General features: G+C 25.3%; 22 protein-coding genes and 1 tRNA gene. 16 read left to right on the top strand and 7 right to left on the bottom strand.

The window, feature by feature from the left end; genetic code table 11:
• Positions 1-11: 11 nt before the first annotated feature.
• Complete coding sequence (mutY, locus tag AB4W55_RS02050) at positions 12-1,049, bottom strand: A/G-specific adenine glycosylase (protein WP_367672442.1); 1,038 nt, start codon at positions 1,047-1,049, stop codon at positions 12-14.
• A gap of 101 nt (positions 1,050-1,150) precedes the next feature.
• Between mutY and trmB the strand changes: the two genes are divergently transcribed.
• Positions 1,151-1,888: a tRNA (guanosine(46)-N7)-methyltransferase TrmB gene (trmB, locus tag AB4W55_RS02045; RefSeq protein WP_367672441.1), complete on the top strand. Its 738-nt coding sequence runs from the start codon at positions 1,151-1,153 to the stop codon at positions 1,886-1,888.
• Between the two features lie 20 nt (positions 1,889-1,908).
• On the opposite strand, the gene hemW is transcribed toward trmB, so the two are convergent.
• The 4 genes from hemW to dnaB form a co-directional block, all read right to left on the bottom strand.
• On the bottom strand, positions 1,909-3,045 hold the full coding sequence (hemW, locus tag AB4W55_RS02040; protein ID WP_367672439.1) for a radical SAM family heme chaperone HemW: 1,137 nt from the start codon (positions 3,043-3,045) through the stop codon (positions 1,909-1,911).
• Positions 3,046-3,118: 73 nt separating this feature from the next.
• Positions 3,119-3,541, bottom strand: coding sequence for a Holliday junction resolvase RuvX (gene ruvX, locus AB4W55_RS02035; RefSeq protein ID WP_367672437.1), 423 nt, complete (start codon positions 3,539-3,541; stop codon positions 3,119-3,121).
• 3 nt (positions 3,542-3,544) lie between these two features.
• On the bottom strand, positions 3,545-4,108 hold the full coding sequence (locus tag AB4W55_RS02030; RefSeq protein ID WP_367672435.1) for a YqgE/AlgH family protein: 564 nt from the start codon (positions 4,106-4,108) through the stop codon (positions 3,545-3,547).
• A 174-nt stretch (positions 4,109-4,282) separates the two neighbouring features.
• The gene (gene dnaB, locus AB4W55_RS02025) at positions 4,283-5,662 is read right to left on the bottom strand and encodes a replicative DNA helicase (protein WP_367672433.1); all 1,380 of its coding nucleotides are present in this window, start codon (positions 5,660-5,662) and stop codon (positions 4,283-4,285) included.
• Positions 5,663-6,002: 340 nt separating this feature from the next.
• On the opposite strand from dnaB, the gene ssb reads away from it, so the two are divergent.
• The 4 genes from ssb (at position 6,003) to deoD (ending at position 9,554) form a co-directional block, all read left to right on the top strand.
• Positions 6,003-6,488: a single-stranded DNA-binding protein gene (ssb, locus tag AB4W55_RS02020; protein WP_367672431.1), complete on the top strand. Its 486-nt coding sequence runs from the start codon at positions 6,003-6,005 to the stop codon at positions 6,486-6,488.
• A gap of 393 nt (positions 6,489-6,881) precedes the next feature.
• On the top strand, positions 6,882-7,463 hold the full coding sequence (locus AB4W55_RS02015; protein WP_367672430.1) for a NifU family protein: 582 nt from the start codon (positions 6,882-6,884) through the stop codon (positions 7,461-7,463).
• Positions 7,464-7,531: 68 nt separating this feature from the next.
• Positions 7,532-8,761 carry a phosphopentomutase gene (locus AB4W55_RS02010; protein WP_367672428.1) on the top strand — a complete coding sequence of 410 codons (1,230 nt, stop codon included), beginning with the start codon at positions 7,532-7,534 and terminating at the stop codon, positions 8,759-8,761.
• Between the two features lie 85 nt (positions 8,762-8,846).
• Positions 8,847-9,554, top strand: coding sequence for a purine-nucleoside phosphorylase (gene deoD / locus AB4W55_RS02005; protein ID WP_367672426.1), 708 nt, complete (start codon positions 8,847-8,849; stop codon positions 9,552-9,554).
• A 63-nt stretch (positions 9,555-9,617) separates the two neighbouring features.
• On the opposite strand, the gene AB4W55_RS02000 is transcribed toward deoD, so the two are convergent.
• Positions 9,618-9,705, bottom strand: a tRNA-Ser gene (locus AB4W55_RS02000).
• Positions 9,706-9,993: 288 nt separating this feature from the next.
• On the opposite strand from AB4W55_RS02000, the gene aroK reads away from it, so the two are divergent.
• The 4 genes from aroK to trpS all read left to right on the top strand — a co-directional run bounded on the left by aroK (position 9,994) and on the right by trpS (position 13,487).
• Positions 9,994-10,515, top strand: a complete 522-nt coding sequence (gene aroK / locus AB4W55_RS01995) for a shikimate kinase AroK (protein ID WP_367672424.1) — start codon at positions 9,994-9,996, stop codon at positions 10,513-10,515.
• Between the two features lie 58 nt (positions 10,516-10,573).
• On the top strand, positions 10,574-11,662 hold the full coding sequence (gene aroB, locus AB4W55_RS01990) for a 3-dehydroquinate synthase (protein WP_367672422.1): 1,089 nt from the start codon (positions 10,574-10,576) through the stop codon (positions 11,660-11,662).
• Positions 11,663-11,743: 81 nt separating this feature from the next.
• Complete coding sequence (gene rpe / locus AB4W55_RS01985) at positions 11,744-12,412, top strand: ribulose-phosphate 3-epimerase (protein ID WP_367672420.1); 669 nt, start codon at positions 11,744-11,746, stop codon at positions 12,410-12,412.
• Positions 12,413-12,488: 76 nt separating this feature from the next.
• A complete protein-coding gene (trpS, locus tag AB4W55_RS01980; RefSeq protein WP_367672419.1) occupies positions 12,489-13,487 on the top strand; it encodes a tryptophan--tRNA ligase in 999 nt (332 codons plus the stop codon).
• 23 nt (positions 13,488-13,510) lie between these two features.
• Here trpS and tsgA read toward each other — a convergent pair whose 3' ends face one another.
• Positions 13,511-14,695 carry an MFS transporter TsgA gene (tsgA, locus tag AB4W55_RS01975; RefSeq protein ID WP_367672417.1) on the bottom strand — a complete coding sequence of 395 codons (1,185 nt, stop codon included), beginning with the start codon at positions 14,693-14,695 and terminating at the stop codon, positions 13,511-13,513.
• Between the two features lie 200 nt (positions 14,696-14,895).
• On the opposite strand from tsgA, the gene tusD reads away from it, so the two are divergent.
• From tusD to tuf, 7 genes are all read left to right on the top strand, one after another.
• Positions 14,896-15,285 carry a sulfurtransferase complex subunit TusD gene (tusD, locus tag AB4W55_RS01970; protein WP_367672415.1) on the top strand — a complete coding sequence of 130 codons (390 nt, stop codon included), beginning with the start codon at positions 14,896-14,898 and terminating at the stop codon, positions 15,283-15,285.
• 5 nt (positions 15,286-15,290) lie between these two features.
• The gene (tusC, locus tag AB4W55_RS01965) at positions 15,291-15,650 is read left to right on the top strand and encodes a sulfurtransferase complex subunit TusC (RefSeq protein ID WP_367672413.1); all 360 of its coding nucleotides are present in this window, start codon (positions 15,291-15,293) and stop codon (positions 15,648-15,650) included.
• A gap of 18 nt (positions 15,651-15,668) precedes the next feature.
• The gene (tusB, locus tag AB4W55_RS01960) at positions 15,669-15,956 is read left to right on the top strand and encodes a sulfurtransferase complex subunit TusB (RefSeq protein ID WP_367672411.1); all 288 of its coding nucleotides are present in this window, start codon (positions 15,669-15,671) and stop codon (positions 15,954-15,956) included.
• A gap of 129 nt (positions 15,957-16,085) precedes the next feature.
• On the top strand, positions 16,086-16,460 hold the full coding sequence (rpsL, locus tag AB4W55_RS01955) for a 30S ribosomal protein S12 (protein WP_367672409.1): 375 nt from the start codon (positions 16,086-16,088) through the stop codon (positions 16,458-16,460).
• A gap of 52 nt (positions 16,461-16,512) precedes the next feature.
• A complete protein-coding gene (gene rpsG / locus AB4W55_RS01950; RefSeq protein WP_367672407.1) occupies positions 16,513-16,983 on the top strand; it encodes a 30S ribosomal protein S7 in 471 nt (156 codons plus the stop codon).
• Between the two features lie 68 nt (positions 16,984-17,051).
• A complete protein-coding gene (gene fusA, locus AB4W55_RS01945) occupies positions 17,052-19,163 on the top strand; it encodes an elongation factor G (protein ID WP_367672405.1) in 2,112 nt (703 codons plus the stop codon).
• 64 nt (positions 19,164-19,227) lie between these two features.
• A complete protein-coding gene (gene tuf / locus AB4W55_RS01940; RefSeq protein ID WP_367672403.1) occupies positions 19,228-20,412 on the top strand; it encodes an elongation factor Tu in 1,185 nt (394 codons plus the stop codon).
• The last annotated feature ends 14 nt before the right edge of the window (positions 20,413-20,426 follow it).

Here is a 20,426-nt window from a genome sequence, read left to right as displayed (position 1 = left end):
TTTCAATTTTCCTATGATTCTATATTTTTTAATATTAATAATATTTTTTTTATCGGTTTTGATAATCCGATTTTTTTTGGATTATCTAAATCATACCAAATATTATACTTTGTATTTAATATATGTTTTTTTTTTATATTTAATTGAAAAAAATACATTTTTATTTTTAAGTGACTAAATTGATGGTGAATACATATTATTTTTCTGTAATTTAAATTATTAATATTTTTTTTAAATATCCAATGATTGATATCAATTTCACTCTGAAATTCTGGAAAACAAAATAGGTTTTTCCATATATTTTGATTTTTTCTTTGTTTTAAAAATATTAAATTTTTAAATCTTAGGATTATAAAAAACATATTTTTCTTTTTTATATTGTTTTTAATAGATAAATTGTCATTTTTTTTATTTAATTGATAATTACAATTTTGATAAATTGGGCATATATTACATTTTGGTTCTTTATAAGTACATATTAATGATCCTAAATCCATCATACCTTGATTAAATTTATTAGCATGGTGAATCGGAGTAATTTGGGTAATTTTTTTCCATAGTATTTTTTCTATATCAGATTTTTTTTGATTTTGGATAATGTTATAAAACCTAATTAATATTCTTTTTACGTTTCCATCAAGAATAGGAAATGAAAAATTATATGAAAATGATAAGATTGCTCCAGCGGTTGTTTTTCCTATCCCTGGTAGTTGCATTAATTGGATAATATTTTTTGGAAAATTTCCTTGGTATTTATTTTTGATGATTTTTGCAGTTTTATATAAGTTGTTAGCTCGACGATAATATCCTAATCCACTCCATAAGTATAATATATCGTTTAGTTTAGCTTTTGATAGAATATGAATGTTATTAAATTTATTAATAAATTTATTAAAATATGGTATTACTGTTTTTACTTGAGTTTGTTGTAACATAATTTCTGAAATCCAAATATGGTAGGGGTTTTTTTTAGTTTGCCATGGTAAATTATTTCTTCCATATTGATGTTGCCAATTAATAATTAGCTGAGAGAATTTCCAATTGTTCATTATTTTGATTAATTATATTTGAATGATATTTATCATAATTGTTTTAAATGTTGTGATAAATTATTTATATAATATTTTTATTTTTGAAAGATAGGTATTTTATGAAATATAAATTAGTTAATAATTTAATTACACCTACATATAATATTAATCATATATTTTTACGACAGGTTCGTAGTTTTGTTTGTCGTAATAGAAAATTAAAAAAAAATGATATTTATTTTTTTAAAAAATATTGGCCAAGTATTGGAATAAACTTTAAGCAAGAGATGATTGATCTAAATAATCTTGTTTATAAAAACAATTTTCCATTAATTGTGGAAATAGGTTTTGGTAACGGTGATTCCTTATTACATACAGCATCCTCTAATTTAGATAGAAATATTTTAGGAATTGAAGTACATATATCTGGAATTATTTCTTGTATGAAAAAAATATATATATCTAATATAAAAAATATAAAAATTATTGCGCATGATGCAGTTGAGGTTTTAAAATATATGATTTTAGATCATACGCTACATACTATTCAATTTTTTTTTCCAGATCCTTGGCCAAAATTTAGACATCATAAAAGAAGAATATTTAATTATTCATTTATTAAACTTCTTTTAAAGAAATTAATGTTTGGTGGTTTATTACATATAGTTACTGATTCTGCGTCTTATGCTCAAAGTATTTTGAAAATTATGAATGATGCTATTGGATATGTTAATATATCAAAGAATTCTACGTGCATGTTAATGTCTCCTGCAAGAGTAGTAACCAATTTTGAAAAAAAAGCTCTTTTTTTAAAACAAGAAATTTTTGAATTATTTTTTCGTTCTATACAAAAATAACATATTATAATTTATATATCTTAATATTCAATAAATAATTCTAATAGGTTGTTTAAAAAATTTCTTCCTTTTGGTAATACAATCCAATATTTATTAGTTTCGGTAATATATTTTTCTTGAATACATTGATTAATTTGTTTTTGAATTTTTTTTATGCTTAATCCGGTATATAAGGAGAAATATTTTTTTTTAATTGGATGAAATAATCTAAATGTATTCAAAAAATATTCAAATGGTTTTTCTTGGTTTAAGACTTTATATTTTTTTTGAATATATTTATTACTAGATAAATAATGGTAGATATTTTTTTTTTTTATAAATCTAGTAATATTTCCATTTGTGTGAGTAATTTTACTATGAGCGCCACAACCTATTCCAATATAGTCTCCAAAATGCCAATAGTTTAAGTTGTGTAAGCATTCAAAATTTGGTTTAGAGTATGAAGAAATTTCATATCGTTTATATTTTGATTGTTTTAACAATTTATCTCCTATATTATACATTTTCCATATAGTTTCTTCATTTGGTAAATTTAATTTTTCAAAATAAAACGGAGTATTTTTTTCTATACTCAATTGATACCATGAAATATGTGTAGGATCCATAAATATTGCTTTTTTTAGATCATTTAAACAATCTTGTAATGTTTGTTCTGGGGTTCCGTAAATTAGATCTATATTAGAATTTATCCTATTTTTTTTTATTGCGTGTAAAAGATTGGTTGAAATTTCTTCAGTATGATTTCTTCCAAGTAATTTTAATGATTTTTGATTAAAACTTTGTATTCCTATTGATATCCTGTTAATTCCAATATTTATATATTCTAATATTTTTTCTATATTAATTGATTCTGGATTTACTTCAATAGTAATTTCTGTTAATTTATTTATTTCACTAGAATTTTTAATATTTTCAATTAAATTTTTAATAGAATTGTTACTTAATAGATTAGGTGTCCCTCCTCCTATGAATATGGTTTGTATTTTTCTGTTTTGTATAAATTTTTTATCATTATGAAAATCTTTTATTAAATTTTCAACATATTTTTTTTCTGGAATATTTTTTTTTGATACATATGAATTAAAATCACAGTATGGACATTTTTTAGAACACCAGGGTATATGAATATATAAACTTAATTTTGGTAAAACAATCATTTATTTTTTTTGTAATGTATAAGTTATTATGTGATGATTTTTTATTTATATTACTATGTTTATATGAATTTGATTATTTTTTATTTTTTTTATAATTTAAACACCAGCTTTCTAATATTAGTGCAGCTGATAAGGAATCTATTATATTTTTATTTAATTTTTTATATCCCCCTATTTTAAATAGGATTGATTTTGCTTCTATTGTAGTTAATCGTTCATCATATAATTTTATTTTTATATAAAATTTTTCATATAATTCTTTTGCAAATCTTTTTATTTTTTTTATAATATTTTGGTAAGATCCATTCATATTAAGAGGTTTTCCTATAATAATTATTTTTGGTTTCCAATTATTAATTATTAAGGAAATTTTTCCCCAATCTGGGATTCCATTTTTTACTTTAATAGAGTCTCTTGTATTTGCAGTACAGGTTATTTGCTGTCCAATTGCTACTCCTATATTTTTTGTTCCAAAATCTAATGAAAGTATAATCATGTATTATGCATATCCTGCATTTAAAGAAATTTTTTTTATATCTATACCTATATTTTCAGCAGCTTTTGCCCATTTTTGTTTAATGGGAGTATCAAACAATATTTCTTTATTAGCCAATGCTGTTAACCAAAAATTATTTAAAATTTCTTGTTCTAATTGATCTTTCCCCCATATACAATATCCTAATGCAACTAATATATTATTTGGTTCTTCTAACTCACCTACAGATTCTAAAATATCTCTTGATGTTGTCATAAATACGTCATTAGAAATGTTTATACTAGATGAAAATTCTATTTTTGATGAATGTATTATAAACCCTCTATCTTCTGAATGAAATCCACCCATCAGTACAGGATCACTAATTCTAGGTCCAAACAAACAAGTTGAAGTATTAATATTTAATTTTTTTAGAATTTTTTTAATAGTGAGGTTTTTAATTGCTTTATTTATAATAATTCCCATCGCACCGTGTTTGTTATGTTCACAGATATATATTACAGATTCTTTAAAACGATTATTTTTAATTCCAGGCATAGCAATTAAAAAATGATTTTGTAGGATCATTTGTTTATTTTACTCAATAGTTAAATGATGTATATTTCGTTTGTGTTGATTTTAATTAAATTATATTTTATTTTTTTAGTATACACAAGTTTTTCGTAATTTATTGTTAAAATAATTAATATTTTGAATTTTAGAATTATTTTGATATATTACAATTTTTTATTAAGATAAATACTAGTTTTTATATTCGTGGTAATTATCGAATCTACAAAATTTACCATTAAATGTTAATTGAATTGTTCCAATTGGTCCATTTCTTTGTTTGCCAATAATAATTTCTGCAATTCCTTTTAATGCGCTATTTTCATTATATACTTCATCACGGTAAATAAACATTATTAAATCCGCGTCTTGTTCTAATGTTCCAGATTCTCTTAAATCAGAATTAATAGGTCGTTTATCTGATCTTTGTTCTAAAGATCTATTTAATTGCGATAATGCAATAATAGGTATTTTTAATTCTTTTGCGAGTGCTTTTAATGTTCGAGAAATTTCTGCTATCTCTAATGTTCGATGTTCTGATAAATGTGGCACTGTAATTAATTGCAAATAATCAATCATGATTAAACTTAAACCGTTTTTTTTTCGATATAAATTTCTTGCTTTTGATCGAATGTCATTTGGCGTTAATTTAGAAGAATCATCGATGTAAATATTTCTTTTTTTTAATAATATATTAATTGTACTTGAAATACGAGACCAATCTTCATCATTTAATTTACCCGTTCTAATATTATTTTGATATACTCTAGATAGAGATGCTAACATTCGAATTACAATTTGTTCTCCTGGCATTTCTAAACTAAAAATTAAGATTGGTTTCTTATACTTCATAGCAGTATTTTCACAAAGGTTCATCGCAAATGTTGTTTTTCCCATTGAAGGTCTAGAAGCAATGATTATTAGATCAGATTTTTGAAACCCTAATGTTTTTTTATTTAAATCAATATATCCTGTATTTAGACCTGTAATATTACTATCTTTTGAATGAATTAATTTTTCAATTATAGTAATTGTTTTATCTAACATGATCTTTATATTTTTAGGATGAAAATTTTTTTTGTATTGTTTTTTATGAATATTAAATAAATTGCATTCTGCATAATCTAAAATTTCTTGGCTTGTTTTCCCGTTTGTATGGTATCCTACATTTGCAATATTATTACCAATATTTATAATTTCTCGTAGAATAGATTGTTCTTTAACAATTTTTGCATATGCTATAATATTTTCGGTACTTGGTGTATTTCTAGATAATTCTGATAAATAAGAAAAATTGCCTATTTTTTCTAGTTTTCCTTTGTTTTTTAATGATTCAGATAACGTAATCAGATCAATTGGATTACCTAAATCAATTAATTTTTTCATTTCTTGAAAAATTAACTTATGTGATTGATTAAAAAAATCTTCTGGAATTATATAATGTGATACGTGATCCCATTTTTCATTTTCTAGCATTAAACCACCTAATACAGATTGTTCTGCTTCAATTGAATATGGAGGAATATAATTTTTATTTTGTTTTTTTTGATTTAAGGAATTATAATCTTTCATTTATTTTTTTTTTGTTTTTTTAAATATTTTTATAATACCATTAGTATATTTTAATTTTTAAATTTATTTTTGTTTATTTTATATTTATTATAGTTTTAATTCACTATTTTTAAATTTTTATAATTTTTAGAGTGAATTTATTATTTATTACATTTCATATTTTAAGATAGAATATTTAATATGATTTTTTAATATTTTTATTATTGAAATTTGATTTTTTAATAGATAATAAATATATATTTTTGAAATTATTTTAAAAATTATTATATTTCATGTTTTATATTTGTTATAAAAGTTCCAATTATTTCATATTATTATATTTTAATTATAGGGCATTAATATGGCTAGTCGAGGAATTAATAAAGTTATTTTAATTGGATATTTAGGAAAAGATCCTGAAGTTCGTTATATGCAAAACGGGAGTGCAGTAGCTAATATTAGTATAGCAACATCCGAAAGCTGGAAAGATAAAAAAACAGGAGATATAAAAGAAAATACTGAATGGCATAGAGTGGTTTTATTTGGGAAATTAGCTGAAATTTCAGGTGAATATTTATCTAAAGGTGCTAAAATATATATTGAAGGCTCGTTAAAAACGAGAAAATGGAAAGACCAAAATGGTATTGATAGATATGTTACGGAAATTATAGTCAAAGCTAATGGAACTATGCAAATGTTAGGTTCTCGAATTTCTAACAGAGATGATCAAAACCAAAAAGATAATAATTTTATTGTTAAAAATAAGAATTCAAAGGATTTAAATCAAGATTCCTTTTTGGAAGACGATTTATCCGGTCCAGAATTTGATGAAGAACTTCCGTTTTAAGGCAATTTATTTTCAATATATTGAATATTATTTTAAAATTATATTGGTGAATATATGTTATTTTCTTTTTTTTTGAATATTTTTTTAGGATTAATTTTATCTGATTTATCATTTACTGTATATCAAAAATATTTTAAACATTTTATTTATTTAATCGATTCTTGGAAAAATATAATATTAAATTATTTTTTTCTTTAGTATGAGATAAGAATATTTTATTATTTTTATACTGAATTCTATAATATATATATTTTAATATTATAAAAATTTTTATATAAACGTATTATTCTTGATAATCTTCAATAACATTATCATTTTTCATAATTTAATATTGTATATATTACTAAAATTATCCATAATATAAATATATTTTAATTATTATAATAATTTATCATGATTAAGATTTCTAAACGCGCTGAAACTTACTTAAATATTTTGATTAATAAAAAAAATCAAAAAACTAATCTAAGAATATCAATCCAACATCCTGGTACTGAGTATGCTGAATGTAAGATATCTTATGATTATAATACAATTCATCCAAAAGATATTGAAATTAAATACTCAAATTTTAGTATTTATTTAAATCGCGAAATTGTTCCGTATTTTAAAAATTCTAAGATTGATTTATTCAAGAATAATTTAGAAAAACAGTTAATGTTAATTGCTCCTAATGCTAAAGAATCAAGTATTGATCATACTAATAAAAATCGTAAATTATTTTTAAAAATACAATCTTTTATAGAATCTAATATCAATACTCAACTTTCTGTGCATGGTGGAAAAATTACTTTATTAAATATTACTAAATCAGGTTACATTATTATAAAATTTTCAGGTGGTTGTAATGGTTGTTCTATGGTAGATTTTACTTTAAAAGATGGTATTGAAAAACAAATTTTAAAGAATTTTCCTATATTAAAGGGTGTAAAAGATATTACAAATCATACTCGTGGAAATCATTCTTTTTTTTAAATTTATATAGTTTTTTATTATGTTAATGCGTAATATATTAAACTATTAATATAATTAGGATATCTCATATGAGCAGAAGAAGGGTATTAATTTTAGTATTAGATTCCTTTGGTGTTGGATATAGTTATGATGCTGGTCTATTTAATGATGTAGGGGCAGATACATTGGGACATATAGCTGAATACTGTTATTTTAATGCAGCTAATAAGAATCGTTATGGACCATTGCGTATTCCGAATTTAATTTCTTTAGGATTAGGTGAGGTTTATAGAAAAATTTCTGGAAATTTTCCTTTTGGAATAATAGAACCTATCAAAATTTTGGGAAGTTACGGATATGCTAGTGAAATTTCATCTGCTAAAGATACTTCTTCTGGTCATTGGGAGTTAGCTGGAGTACCAGTATTGTTTCAATGGGATTATTTTAAAGATCTTAAAGATAGTTTTTCAAAAACGCTTCTTCTTGAAATTCAGAATCAATTTCAATTACCCGGTTTTCTTGGAAATTGTCATGCTTCTGGGATAAAAATATTAGATGATTTTGGAGAAGAACATATTAAAACTAAAAAACCAATTGTTTATACATCTTCCGATTCAGTATTTCAAGTTGCTTGTCATGAAAAAGAATTTGGTTTGCTTAATTTGTATAAGTTATGTGAAGGGATTAGAGGGATATTAGATAAGAATAATTATAATATAACTAGAGTGATTGCTCGTCCATTTTTAGGTAGTTATCAGGGTTGTTTTTATCGTACTGGAAATCGAAAAGATTTTTCAAAACCACCATTACATAAAACTGTTTTACAAAAGTTAATTCATGAAAAAAATGGTCATGTAATTGCTATAGGTAAAACAGCGGATATTTTTGCACATTTAGGAATTACTAAGACAGTATTATCTGTTGGATTAGATTCTTTAATTAATCAAACCATTCATGAAATGCAACATGCTCCTGGTCAGTCTATAGTATTTTCTAATTTTGTTGATTTTGATTCTACATGGGGGCATAGAAGAGATGTTTCAGGATACGCAAAAGGTTTAGAATACTTTGATTCCAGACTACCAGAGATATTGAATATTTTAAAGAAAGAAGATCTTTTAATTATTACTGCTGATCATGGTTGTGATCCAACTTGGTCAGGAATGGATCATACTAGAGAATTTATACCTATATTATTATACGGGAAATTGATTCCTGTACGGTTTTTAGGTCATCGTAAAACATTTTCAGATATTGCTCAAACTATTTCTAAGTATTTTTCTTTATCTAATATGGATTATGGGGTTAATATGTTATGATACTTAATAAAAATTTTTTAAATAAATATATATAATTTATTTTTATTGATTAAAATATTTTTATAATTTGAGGATAATATAAGGTATGGTCACACCCCACATTAATGCTAAAAAAAATACTTTTTCAGAACGTGTAATTATGTCTGGAGATCCTATACGAGCTAAATATATTGCGGAAAATTTTCTAGAGAATTCGTATCAAATTACTAATATAAGATCTATGTTAGGTTTTACTGGTTATTATAAGGGTGTTATAGTATCTACCATGAGTCATGGTATGGGAATTCCTTCCGCATGTATTTATATTACTGAATTATTTAAATATTATCATGTTAAAAAAATTATTAGAGTTGGAACTTGCGGTACTGTTAGAAATGATTTAGATTTAAATGATATTCTTATTGCTCTTGGGGCGTGTACGGATTCCAGTATGAATCGTTTAAAATTTAATAATTTTGATTTTTCTGCTATTGCGGATTTTAATATGGTGTATGATGCAGTTAATATTTCAAAAAAAATGAATTTAAATGTAAATATTGGAAATTTTTTTACCACAGATTCATTTTACATTGATGATTATAAAGTGTATGATTTATTAAATCAGTATAGAATTTTAGGAGTAGATATGGAAACTGCTGGAATTTATTCTAAATCAGCAGAATTTGGTATTCAGTCTATGTCTATTTGTTCCATTTCAGATCATATTTCTAAAAACCAATTTTTATCTTATCAGGAAAGAGAATCGACTTTGAATAATATAATTAAAATCGCTTTAGAATCTATTATCGTATAAAATTACTAAATATTTTAAAATAATATTTAGATTATTATTCTGTTTTACATGATTATTTTTTTTTGGTGAGAAAGGGATTCGAACCCTTGATACGATTTTTTCGTATACACGCTTTCCAGGCGTGCTCCTTAAGCCTCTCGGACATCTCACCTATTAACATATTTTATAAATTGATATTAAATTATAGAATTTAAATATTGTTATCTTTATTTTATACAATTAGTTGATAGATAACAATATAATTTATTATTTTTTTTTAAAGAGAATATTTTATGTTTGAGAATATTTGATATCTTTTAATTATATTGTTTTTATTAATTTTTTATTTCAATATTCAAAATAACATATTTTATATTTTTTTTAAATTATTTATATACTCTTACCGATAGTGAATATTACTATTGGGTATTTTAAACAACTTGTTAGTAATATTATAAATATGGTAGAAAAAAGAAATATTTTTTTAATAGGCCCCATGGGAGCTGGAAAGAGTACAATTGGTCGTCATTTATCAAAAGAGCTTAGTATGGAATTTTATGATTCAGATCAAGAAATTGAAAAACGTACTGGTGCTGATATTAGTTGGATATTCGATATTGAAGGAGAGAAGGGTTTTAGAATTAGAGAAGAAAAGATTATTAATGAATTAACTCAAATGAATAGAATTATATTAGCTACTGGTGGTGGATCAATTATTTCTCAGAATGTAAGGAATTTTTTATCTGCTAGAGGTATTATCATATATTTAAAAGCAACTGTTGAAAAACAATTAATGCGTACTAAAAAAGATAAAAACAGACCTTTATTACAAAATACGGGTTCAAATTTTAGTATTTTACATAAATTATCTTTAGAACGCAATCCTCTATATCAGGAAATAGCAGATATTACAATTAATACTGATAATAAAAGCGCTAAATTAATAACATATAATATTATGAATTATCTAAGGAAAGTATAATTTGATCATATTTTAATTATGATTGGTTATTTATTGTTATATAGAAAGGATAATAATTATGGAGATAGTAAGAGTTCATTTAAAAAACCACTCTTATTTAATTAAAATTGGTTCTAAATTATTTAGTTTTGATAACATATTTTCCCCCCTAAAAAGTGGATGTAAAATAATGTTAGTTACTAATATTACATTAAATCATATTTGTAAAAAAATAGTATTAGATTATTTATTAAAATTAGGATTTCATGTAGATGAATTTGTTTTTCCTGATGGAGAAGAGTATAAGAATTTAAATTCAGTAGATTTATTATTGTCTGAATTATTAAAAAAAATGCATGATCGTCATAGTGTATTAGTTGCATTAGGGGGAGGTGTTATCGGTGATTTAACTGGTTTTGTTGCTTCTATTTATCAAAGAGGTATAAGTTTTATACAAATTCCAACCACTTTATTATCTCAAGTAGATGCTGCTATAGGGGGAAAAACTGGGGTAAATCATATTTTAGGAAAAAATATGATCGGTTCTTTTTGGCAGCCTCAATCGGTTATTATAAATTTAGATTTTTTACGTACTTTGCCTTATAATCAATTAGCTTCTGGTTTATCTGAAGTTATAAAATATGCTATTTCTTTTGATATGGTTTTTTTTGAATGGTTAGAAAAAAATTTACATCAAATTTTGTCTTTAAATATAGAAAGTCTAATGTATTGTATTAAAAGATGTTGTGAATTAAAAGCTAATATTGTATCGAATGATGAACGCGAAAAAAATCTTCGTGTTTTATTGAATTTGGGTCATACCTACGGTCATGCTATTGAATCGTATTTTAATTATCAGGGTTGGTTGCATGGTGAGTCTGTTTCCGTAGGAATAGTTATGGCGTGTACAACATCTGAAATACTTGGATTGATGAAAAAATACGACGTTAATCGAGTAATAAAATTATTAAAGAGATGTGAATTACCTGTTCAAGCACCTTGTTCAATGAAAGTAGAATCGTATTTTCCTTATATGCAACGAGATAAAAAAAATCATTTCGGAAAAATTCGATTAGTTTTACCTATTTCCATTGGAAAAGTAAAGATTTTTAATGATATTAATCATAAAGTTATAGAATCTGCTATTTTACAAGTGATTAGTATTTAATTTGACTTTATTATGATTTATTTTATTTTTGGAAGATATATAAATTAATTCTAATATTGATTATTAATATAAGAGATTTTGATGAAAAAATTTTTTATTGCTCCTTCAATTCTATCTGCGGATTTTTCAAGATTAGGAGAAGATGTACAAAAAGCATTATCTGCAGGTGGTGATATCGTGCATTTTGATGTAATGGACAATCATTATGTTCCAAATTTAACCATTGGTCCAATGGTATTAAAGTCTTTGAAAGATTACAAGATTACAGCTCCAATTGATGTACATTTAATGGTAAAACCAGTCGATAATTTAATTCCTATCTTTGCAAAATCTGGAGCAGATTGCATCACTATTCATCCTGAAACTACAGATCATGTTGATAAAACATTGACTTTAATTAAAAATTCTGGTTGTAAGGTTGGTTTAGGTTTTAATCCGTCTACGTCATTAAGTATTTTAGATTATACCATGGATAAGATTGATATAATTTTATTAATGGGTGTTAATCCTGGTTTTTCTGGACAAAGTTTTATTCCAAAAATGTTAGATAAATTGCGTGAAATTCGTATTCGGATTGATAAATTTTTTCCTAATATTTTATTAGAGGTAGATGGTGGTATTAAATTAAGTAATATTTCAGATATTGCTTCTGCTGGAGCGGATATATTTGTTGTTGGTTCTGCTATATTTAGTTCAAAAAATTACTTCAAAATTATTCAAAACATGAAAAGTAAATTATATAGTATTTAAATATTTATGAAATTTTTAATAATATATAATATAATTATATTTTTGAATTGATTTTTTTTATTTCTGAGGATGAAGTGTGATTTTATCTAAACCAATTATTTTTAGTGCTGTTCAACCATCAGGTAATCTTACTTTAGGGAATTATATTGGTTCTTTATCTCATTGGTCTATCATACAAAATAATGCTACCTGTATTTATAGTATAGCTGATTTGCATGCTCTTACATCGTTTCAGGAACATAGATTATTAAGAAAAATTACTTTTGATACATTAGCTTTTTATTTAGCTTCAGGAGTTGATCCTAAAAAAAGTATTATATTCATTCAATCTTCGGTATCTGAACATTGTCAATTAAATTGGATATTAAATTGCTATACGTATTTTGGTGAATTAATCCGTATGACACAATTTAAACATAAATCAAAAATAAATAGTAAAAATGTTAATGTTGGTTTATTAAATTATCCTATTTTAATGTCATCAGATATTTTGTTATATCAAACAGATTATATTATTGTTGGTCATGATCAAAAACAACATTTAGAATTAGCTAAAAAAATTGCTAATCGATTTAATGTACTACATGGGAAGACCTTTAAACTACCTTCAAATTATAAATTAAATGATTGTCATGTTAAAATTATGGCGTTATTAAATCCAACAAAAAAGATGTCAAAATCAGATGTTAATATAAATAATGTAATATTTTTACTAGATGATAAACAATCTATTTTGAGAAAAATTTCTCGATCTATTACGGATTCAGAGAATAAAATATTTTATGAACCGAATCGTAAAGCAGGTATTTCAAATTTATTAAATATTTTGGCGAGTTTAACTGGAAAGAAAATATCTGTTTTAGAGAAAGAATTTTATAATGTATCATATAATACTTTTAAGAAATTTGTATCTGATACTATATATTATTCTTTGAATATATTACAAGAAAAATTTTTATACTTTAGAAATAATGAATTATATTTGCAGGATATTTTAGATAATGGGTCGCATCAGGCTAGTTTACGAGCTAAAATTACACTAGAAAAAGTATATTATAAAATGGGTTTATCTTAAAAATATATTTTATTTTAAATATTTTAAAGATTTTTTGTATGGTTACTAGAAAACTTTAATGTCCAAGATAAAATTGAAATAATTCCATATAATATATTTGATATTGTTAATGTTATATATATTCCAAAATGAGAAACAATCGGGCTGGTAATTATAAATGTTAATAACGTACCAAATGTTCCTGATGTTAATATTAAATTAATTAATTTATGGGAAACATTTTTTTTTTGTAATGCGGTTAATGTAATGATAATGGTATAAATTGCACTTGAAAAAAAACCTAACATAATCATAATGATTATCAAGGATTGGATATTTTTTGTATGAATAATTAGATACATCAAAATAGTAGAAATACTCGTTAAATATAATAGGGATTTTTGTAAATCAAAAAAATTTAAAATATAACTAAAAAACCACATGCCTATCATATAAGACATCCAAAAATTACTTATTAATTTTCCGAGTGTTTGAATATTTATATTAATATTTTGTATTAAGTATTCTGGTATCCAAGATATAAATCCTAATTGTCCTAAAATATATAATAATGCAGCAAAACATAATGTTAGTATACTAATGTTGATTTGATATTTTTCTTGTTTAATATATTTTTTTTTTTGATTATAGATGATGTGATTTGGAAAATTTACATTTAAAGAAATGATAAGTATTAAAAAGTATATCATCGCAATCATGATATAGATCCAATACCATGATATATCGTGTTTGATGAAATAAGATGCAATTATTGGAAATGTCATACCGGACAGACTAAAAAATGAATCTGTTATTAATAATTTTGATGTTCTATTTTTTCCATTGTATATACATGTGATCAAAAATGTTCCAATAGACATTGTCATTCCCCCAACTAATCCTAGTATAAATATACTAATACAGAATGTTGCAATATTATTTGAATACGCTAATCCTAATATTGAGGGTATTATAAAGATGAAGCCTGTGAGAATCTGTTTATTTAAAGATATAAAATTTGTAATCCATGAGTTCAATAGAATAGAAATCAGTATTCCAAGATTTAAATAAGTAAATGTACTACTAATTTCAGACATAGAGACATGAAAATACCTTGCAATACTTTTCATAAGAATTCCAGTGATAGTAATAATTGATCCTATAAAATAATAGGATAGGAAACTTATCAAAGTTAATCCAATTTTATCTTTAGTGATTTTTTTTCTCATTATAATATAATATGTTTTGTCTTTTAGTATTTTATTTTGTATTGTATTGTGTGTAGTTAATGAAATATTTTTTACTTTTTTTTTTACATATGATAAAATTTAAAAAATTTTTATTATTTATATTTTAATATGATGTTTTTTTTAATTTAATGTAGTATTTTATTGAATAAACTTATATTATTTGTAAGATGGAATAAAATTTGAAATATACTATACTTGTTATGGGTCCGCCATATGGCACTGAAAATGCTATTAGTGCTTTTTTATTTTCAAAAAATTTAATTCATTTTAAAATACACTCAATTAACAGTGTTTTTTTTTATTGTAATGGTATTTATAATTCAAATAAATTTTTGTATTCATCCATTGATGAAGAGAATTTAGTATATTCTTGGTGCAGATTTAGTAAAAAATTTTCTATTAATTTACATGTTTGCTCTAATGCAGCATATGTTAGAGGCGTAATTGATGATAATCTTGCGTTAGATTTGGGATTTTCTGATGGAAATTTGCATAAATCTTTTCATTTAACTGGCTTAGGAACGTTGGTAAGTTCTATTTTAAAATCTGATCGATTGGTTCAATTTTAATTTATATGAAAAAAATTGCTGTGGTATTTTCTTGTTCTCCTCATGGAAATAGTTTGGGTAAGGAAGGATTAGATTTTGTATTATCTGCATCTTGTTTAACGAATAATCTTAGTCTTTTTTTTATTGAGGATGGTATTTTTCAGATTTTAAGTAACCAAGATACGCGAGGGATATTACTTAAGAATTATTCCCTTTCATTTCGTGCATTATCTTTTTTTAATATTAATAGTTTTTATTTATGTTATGATTCTCTTTTGGAAAGAGGTTGTTTTAAAGATACTGATTTTATATTACCTGTTAATTTATTAAATTCAAAACAAATACGATCAAAATTATATGAATTTGATCATATATTAAATTTTTAAATTTACAAAAATATATTTATGTTACATATTTTAATGAATTCTCCTTTTCAGGTAAATTTTAATTCAATATTAAAATTTTTAAATTCTATGGATGATTTTGTTGCTTTACAAGATGGTGTATTGATTTCTATAAGAAATAATACGTTTTTTAAGGGAATCAATTTATCTAATATAAATTTATACTTACTTAGAGAAGATGTAATAGCAAGAGGTATTTTGAATAAGGTTTCTGATAAATTTCATATCATTAATTACTCTGAATTAATTATATTAACAGAAAAACATAAACTTTGTATGAATTGGTAATGTTTTTAAATTATTAATAATATTTAATTTTAATATTAAATTATTTATATAACAAAGTTAAGATTGTTCATAATTAATTTATCTGATAAATTTTCTTAATTAGTTTTATCTATTTATTTTGAGGGTTTTATGGTTACAATTAATCAATTAGTACGTTCACCTCGTGTTCGAAGAATAATAAAAAATAATGTTCCCGCATTAGAAAAATGTCCTCAAAAAAGGGGTGTTTGTATGAGAGTATATACTACTACTCCTAAAAAACCTAACTCTGCTTTACGTAAAGTATGTCGTGTAAAATTAACTAATGGATTTGAAGTCACTGCTTATATTGGTGGAGAAGGTCATAATTTGCAAGAACATTCGGTTATTTTAATTCGAGGTGGTCGTGTTAAAGATTTACCTGGAGTTCGTTACCATGTAGTTCGAGGTGCTTTAGATTGCGCTGGTGTTAAAGAACGAAAGAAGAGTAGGTCAAAATATGGTGTAAAAAAATCAAAAAAATAATATTTATTTTAATTATTAATTTTTATTCATTTTAATTTGTTGGAGAATAAGTATGTCTCGTCGTCGTGTTGTTGGGAATCGTGAAATTTTGCCAGATCCTAAATTTTCTTCTGTATTATTAGCAAAATTTATTAATATATTAATGGTTGATGGAAAAAAATCTCTTGCATCATATATTGTGTATACTGCATTACAGAAATTATCTGAAAAACATAAAAAAAATGAATTGTCGATTTTTGATGAAGCATTAGAAAATGTTCGTCCTGTTGTAGAAGTTAAATCTAGAAGAGTAGGTGGTTCTACATATCAAGTTCCTGTTGAGGTTCGTCCAATTAGGCGGGATGCATTAGCAATGCGTTGGATTATCATGTCTGCAAGGAAAAGAAAAGAAAAATCAATGTTTCTTCGTTTATTTTATGAATTATTAGATGTTTTAGAAAATAAGGGTTCTGCTGTTAAAAAACGTGAAGAAGTTCATCGCATGGCAGAAGCAAATAAGGCTTTTGCACATTATCGTTGGTAATTTTCATAATATAAACTATATATTAATAAAATATAGTTTTAATTATGTTATTTTTATAAAGGGAAAATATGGTTCGTACAACACCAATTATTAATTATCGTAATATAGGTATTAGTGCACACATTGATGCTGGTAAAACCACTACTACTGAGAGAATTTTGTTTTATACAGGTATTAATCACAAAATTGGAGAAGTTCATGACGGTGCGGCTACAATGGATTGGATGGAGCAAGAGCAAGAACGAGGAATAACAATTACTTCAGCTGCTACTACGACATTTTGGTCTGGTATGTCAAAGCAGTTTTTACCTCATCGTATTAATATTATTGATACACCCGGTCATGTAGATTTTACAATTGAAGTAGAACGATCTATGCGTATTTTAGATGGTGTAGTGATGGTTTATTGTGCTGTTGGAGGTGTTCAACCTCAATCTGAAACAGTTTGGCGGCAGGCAAATAAATATAAAGTTCCCCGAATTGCATTTGTTAATAAAATGGATCGTATTGGAGCAAATTTTTTAAAAGTGGTTGATCAAATTAGATCTAAATTACGTGCTAATCCTATACCTATTCAATTATCTATTGGAGAAGAAGATCAGTTTCTTGGAATTATTGATTTAATTAAAATGAAAGCAGTATATTGGAATGATGCTGATCAAGGTATTACATTTCGATATGATGATATCCCGGATTATATGTTAGATGATTCTAAAAAATGGAATCAAATATTAATCGAAGCGGCAGCAGAGTCTGATGAAGAAGTTATGGAAAAATATTTAAATAACGAAATTTTATCTGAATATGAAATTAAATCAGGATTAAGAAAAAGATGTTTAAATAATGAAATTATATTAATTACTTGTGGTTCTGCTTTTAAAAATAAAGGAATACAGGCATTATTAGATTCTATTATTGAATATTTACCTTCTCCGACAGATATAAAATCTATTATAGATACTTCATCACAAGATAAGAAATTAATTACTGTTGATCATATTGTTAGTGATGATGCTCCTTTTTCTGCTTTAGCATTTAAAATTGCTAGTGATCCTTTTGTTGGGAATTTGACTTTTTTTAGAGTTTATTCCGGAATGGTATCTTCTGGAGATACTGTATTTAATTCAGTAAAATCCCAAAAAGAACGCTTTGGTAGAATTGTTCAAATGCATGCTAATAAGAGGGAAGAAATTAAAGAAGTACGAGCAGGAGATATTGCTGCTGCTATTGGTTTAAAAAATGTTACTACTGGTGATACTTTATGTGATTTAAATCATCCTGTTATTTTGGAAAAAATGGAATTTCCAGAACCTGTTATTTCTATTGCTGTAGAGCCCAAAACAAAAACAGATCAAGAAAAAATGGGTCTTGCTTTAAGTAGATTAGCCAAAGAAGATCCATCTTTTCGAGTTTGGACTGATCATGAGTCTAATCAAACAATTATTGCTGGTATGGGGGAATTACATTTAGAAATCATTATTGATCGCATGAAAAGAGAATTTAGTGTTGATGCAAGTATAGGTAACCCTCAAGTGGCATATAGAGAAACAATCCGAAATACAGTGAAAAATATTGAAGGAAAATATATTAAACAATCAGGAGGAAGAGGACAATATGGTCATGTTGTAATTGATATATTTCCTTTATTACCTGGAAGATCAGGATATGATTTTGTTAATGATATTAAAGGTGGTGTAATTCCGAGCGAATATATTTCGGCTATTGATAAAGGTATTCAAGAGCAATTAAAATCCGGACCGCTTGCAGGGTATCCAGTTGTTGATGTAGGGATAAGATTACATTTTGGTTCATATCATGATGTTGATTCTTCAGAATTAGCTTTCAAATTTGCTGCTTCTATGGCCTTTAAAAGTGGTTTTAAGCAAGCTGATCCAGTTTTATTAGAACCTATCATGAAAGTTGAAATTGAAACACCAGAAGAATATATGGGAGATGTAATAGGAGACTTAAATCGAAGACGGGGTATTATAGAAGGTTTGCAAGATTTACAGACAGGAAAGTCTATTTCTGCTAGAGTTCCTTTATCTGAAATGTTTGGTTATGCAACTGATTTACGTTCTCAAACTCAAGGTAGGGCATCTTATTCTATGGAATTTTTAAATTATCTAGAAATTCCTAAAAATATTTCATTAAGTATTATTGAAAAAAAAAGTAAATAACTTTATATATTAAATTTATTTTAATATTTTATTTATTTTTTAGTTATATATAAAGGAAAAAATTGTGTCTAAAGAAAAATTTCAGCGTTTGAAGCCGCATATTAATGTGGGTACTATAGGGCATGTAGATCATGGTAAAACTACTTTAACAGCGGCTATTACTACGGTTTTATCTAAACATTATGGTGGATCTGCTCGTGCTTTTGATCAAATTGATAATGCTCCCGAAGAAAAGGCAAGAGGAATAACCATTAATACTTCGCATGTAGAGTATGATACTCAATCTCGACATTATGCGCATGTTGATTGTCCAGGTCATGCAGATTATATTAAAAATATGATTACTGGGGCTGCACAAATGGATGGTGCTATTTTAGTAGTTGCAGCTACGGATGGTCCTATGCCGCAAACCAGAGAACATATTTTACTTGGTCGTCAAGTTGGTGTTCCACATATGGTAGTATTTTTAAATAAATGTGATATGGTTGATGATGAAGAATTATTAGAATTAGTTGAAATGGAAGTTCGCGATTTATTAACCCAGTATGATTTTCCTGGTGATGATACTCCTATTATTAGAGGTTCTGCTCTAAAAGCATTAGAAGGAGATTCTGCATGGGAATCAAAAATTATAGACTTAGCAAATGCTTTAGATACTTATATTCCTAATCCTAAAAGAGATATTGATCATCCTTTTTTACTTCCTATTGAGGATGTTTTTTCTATTTCTGGTAGAGGTACTGTTGTTACCGGAAGGGTTGAAAAAGGTATTATTAAAGTGGGAGAAGAAGTGGAAATTGTTGGTATTAAACCAACTACCAAAACAATTTGTACTGGCGTAGAAATGTTTAGAAAATTATTAGATGAAGGTCGTGCCGGAGAAAATGTTGGTATTTTATTACGAGGTACTAAAAGGGATGAAATAGAGAGAGGTCAGGTATTATCTAAACCTGGTAGTATTCACCCTCATACTACATTTGAGGCTGAAGTATATATTTTATCTAAAGAAGAAGGTGGTAGACATACTCCATTTTTTAAAGGGTATCGTCCGCAGTTTTATTTTCGAACTACTGATGTTACTGGTTCAATTGAATTACCTGAAGGTGTTGAAATGGTTATGCCTGGCGATAATATAAAAATGCTAGTTACTTTAATTAACCCTATTGCCATGGCTGATGGGTTACGTTTTGCAATTAGAGAAGGTGGTAGGACTGTGGGTGCTGGTGTTGTAGTAAAGGTGATTAGTTAATAATTATTCGAATG

Source organism: Buchnera aphidicola (Symydobius americanus) (assembly GCF_964059135.1).
Lineage (GTDB): Bacteria > Pseudomonadota > Gammaproteobacteria > Enterobacterales > Enterobacteriaceae > Buchnera_L > Buchnera_L aphidicola_AJ.
The sequence above is the reverse complement of the archived record's forward strand: the minus strand, read 5'-3'. Positions and strand labels throughout refer to the sequence as shown.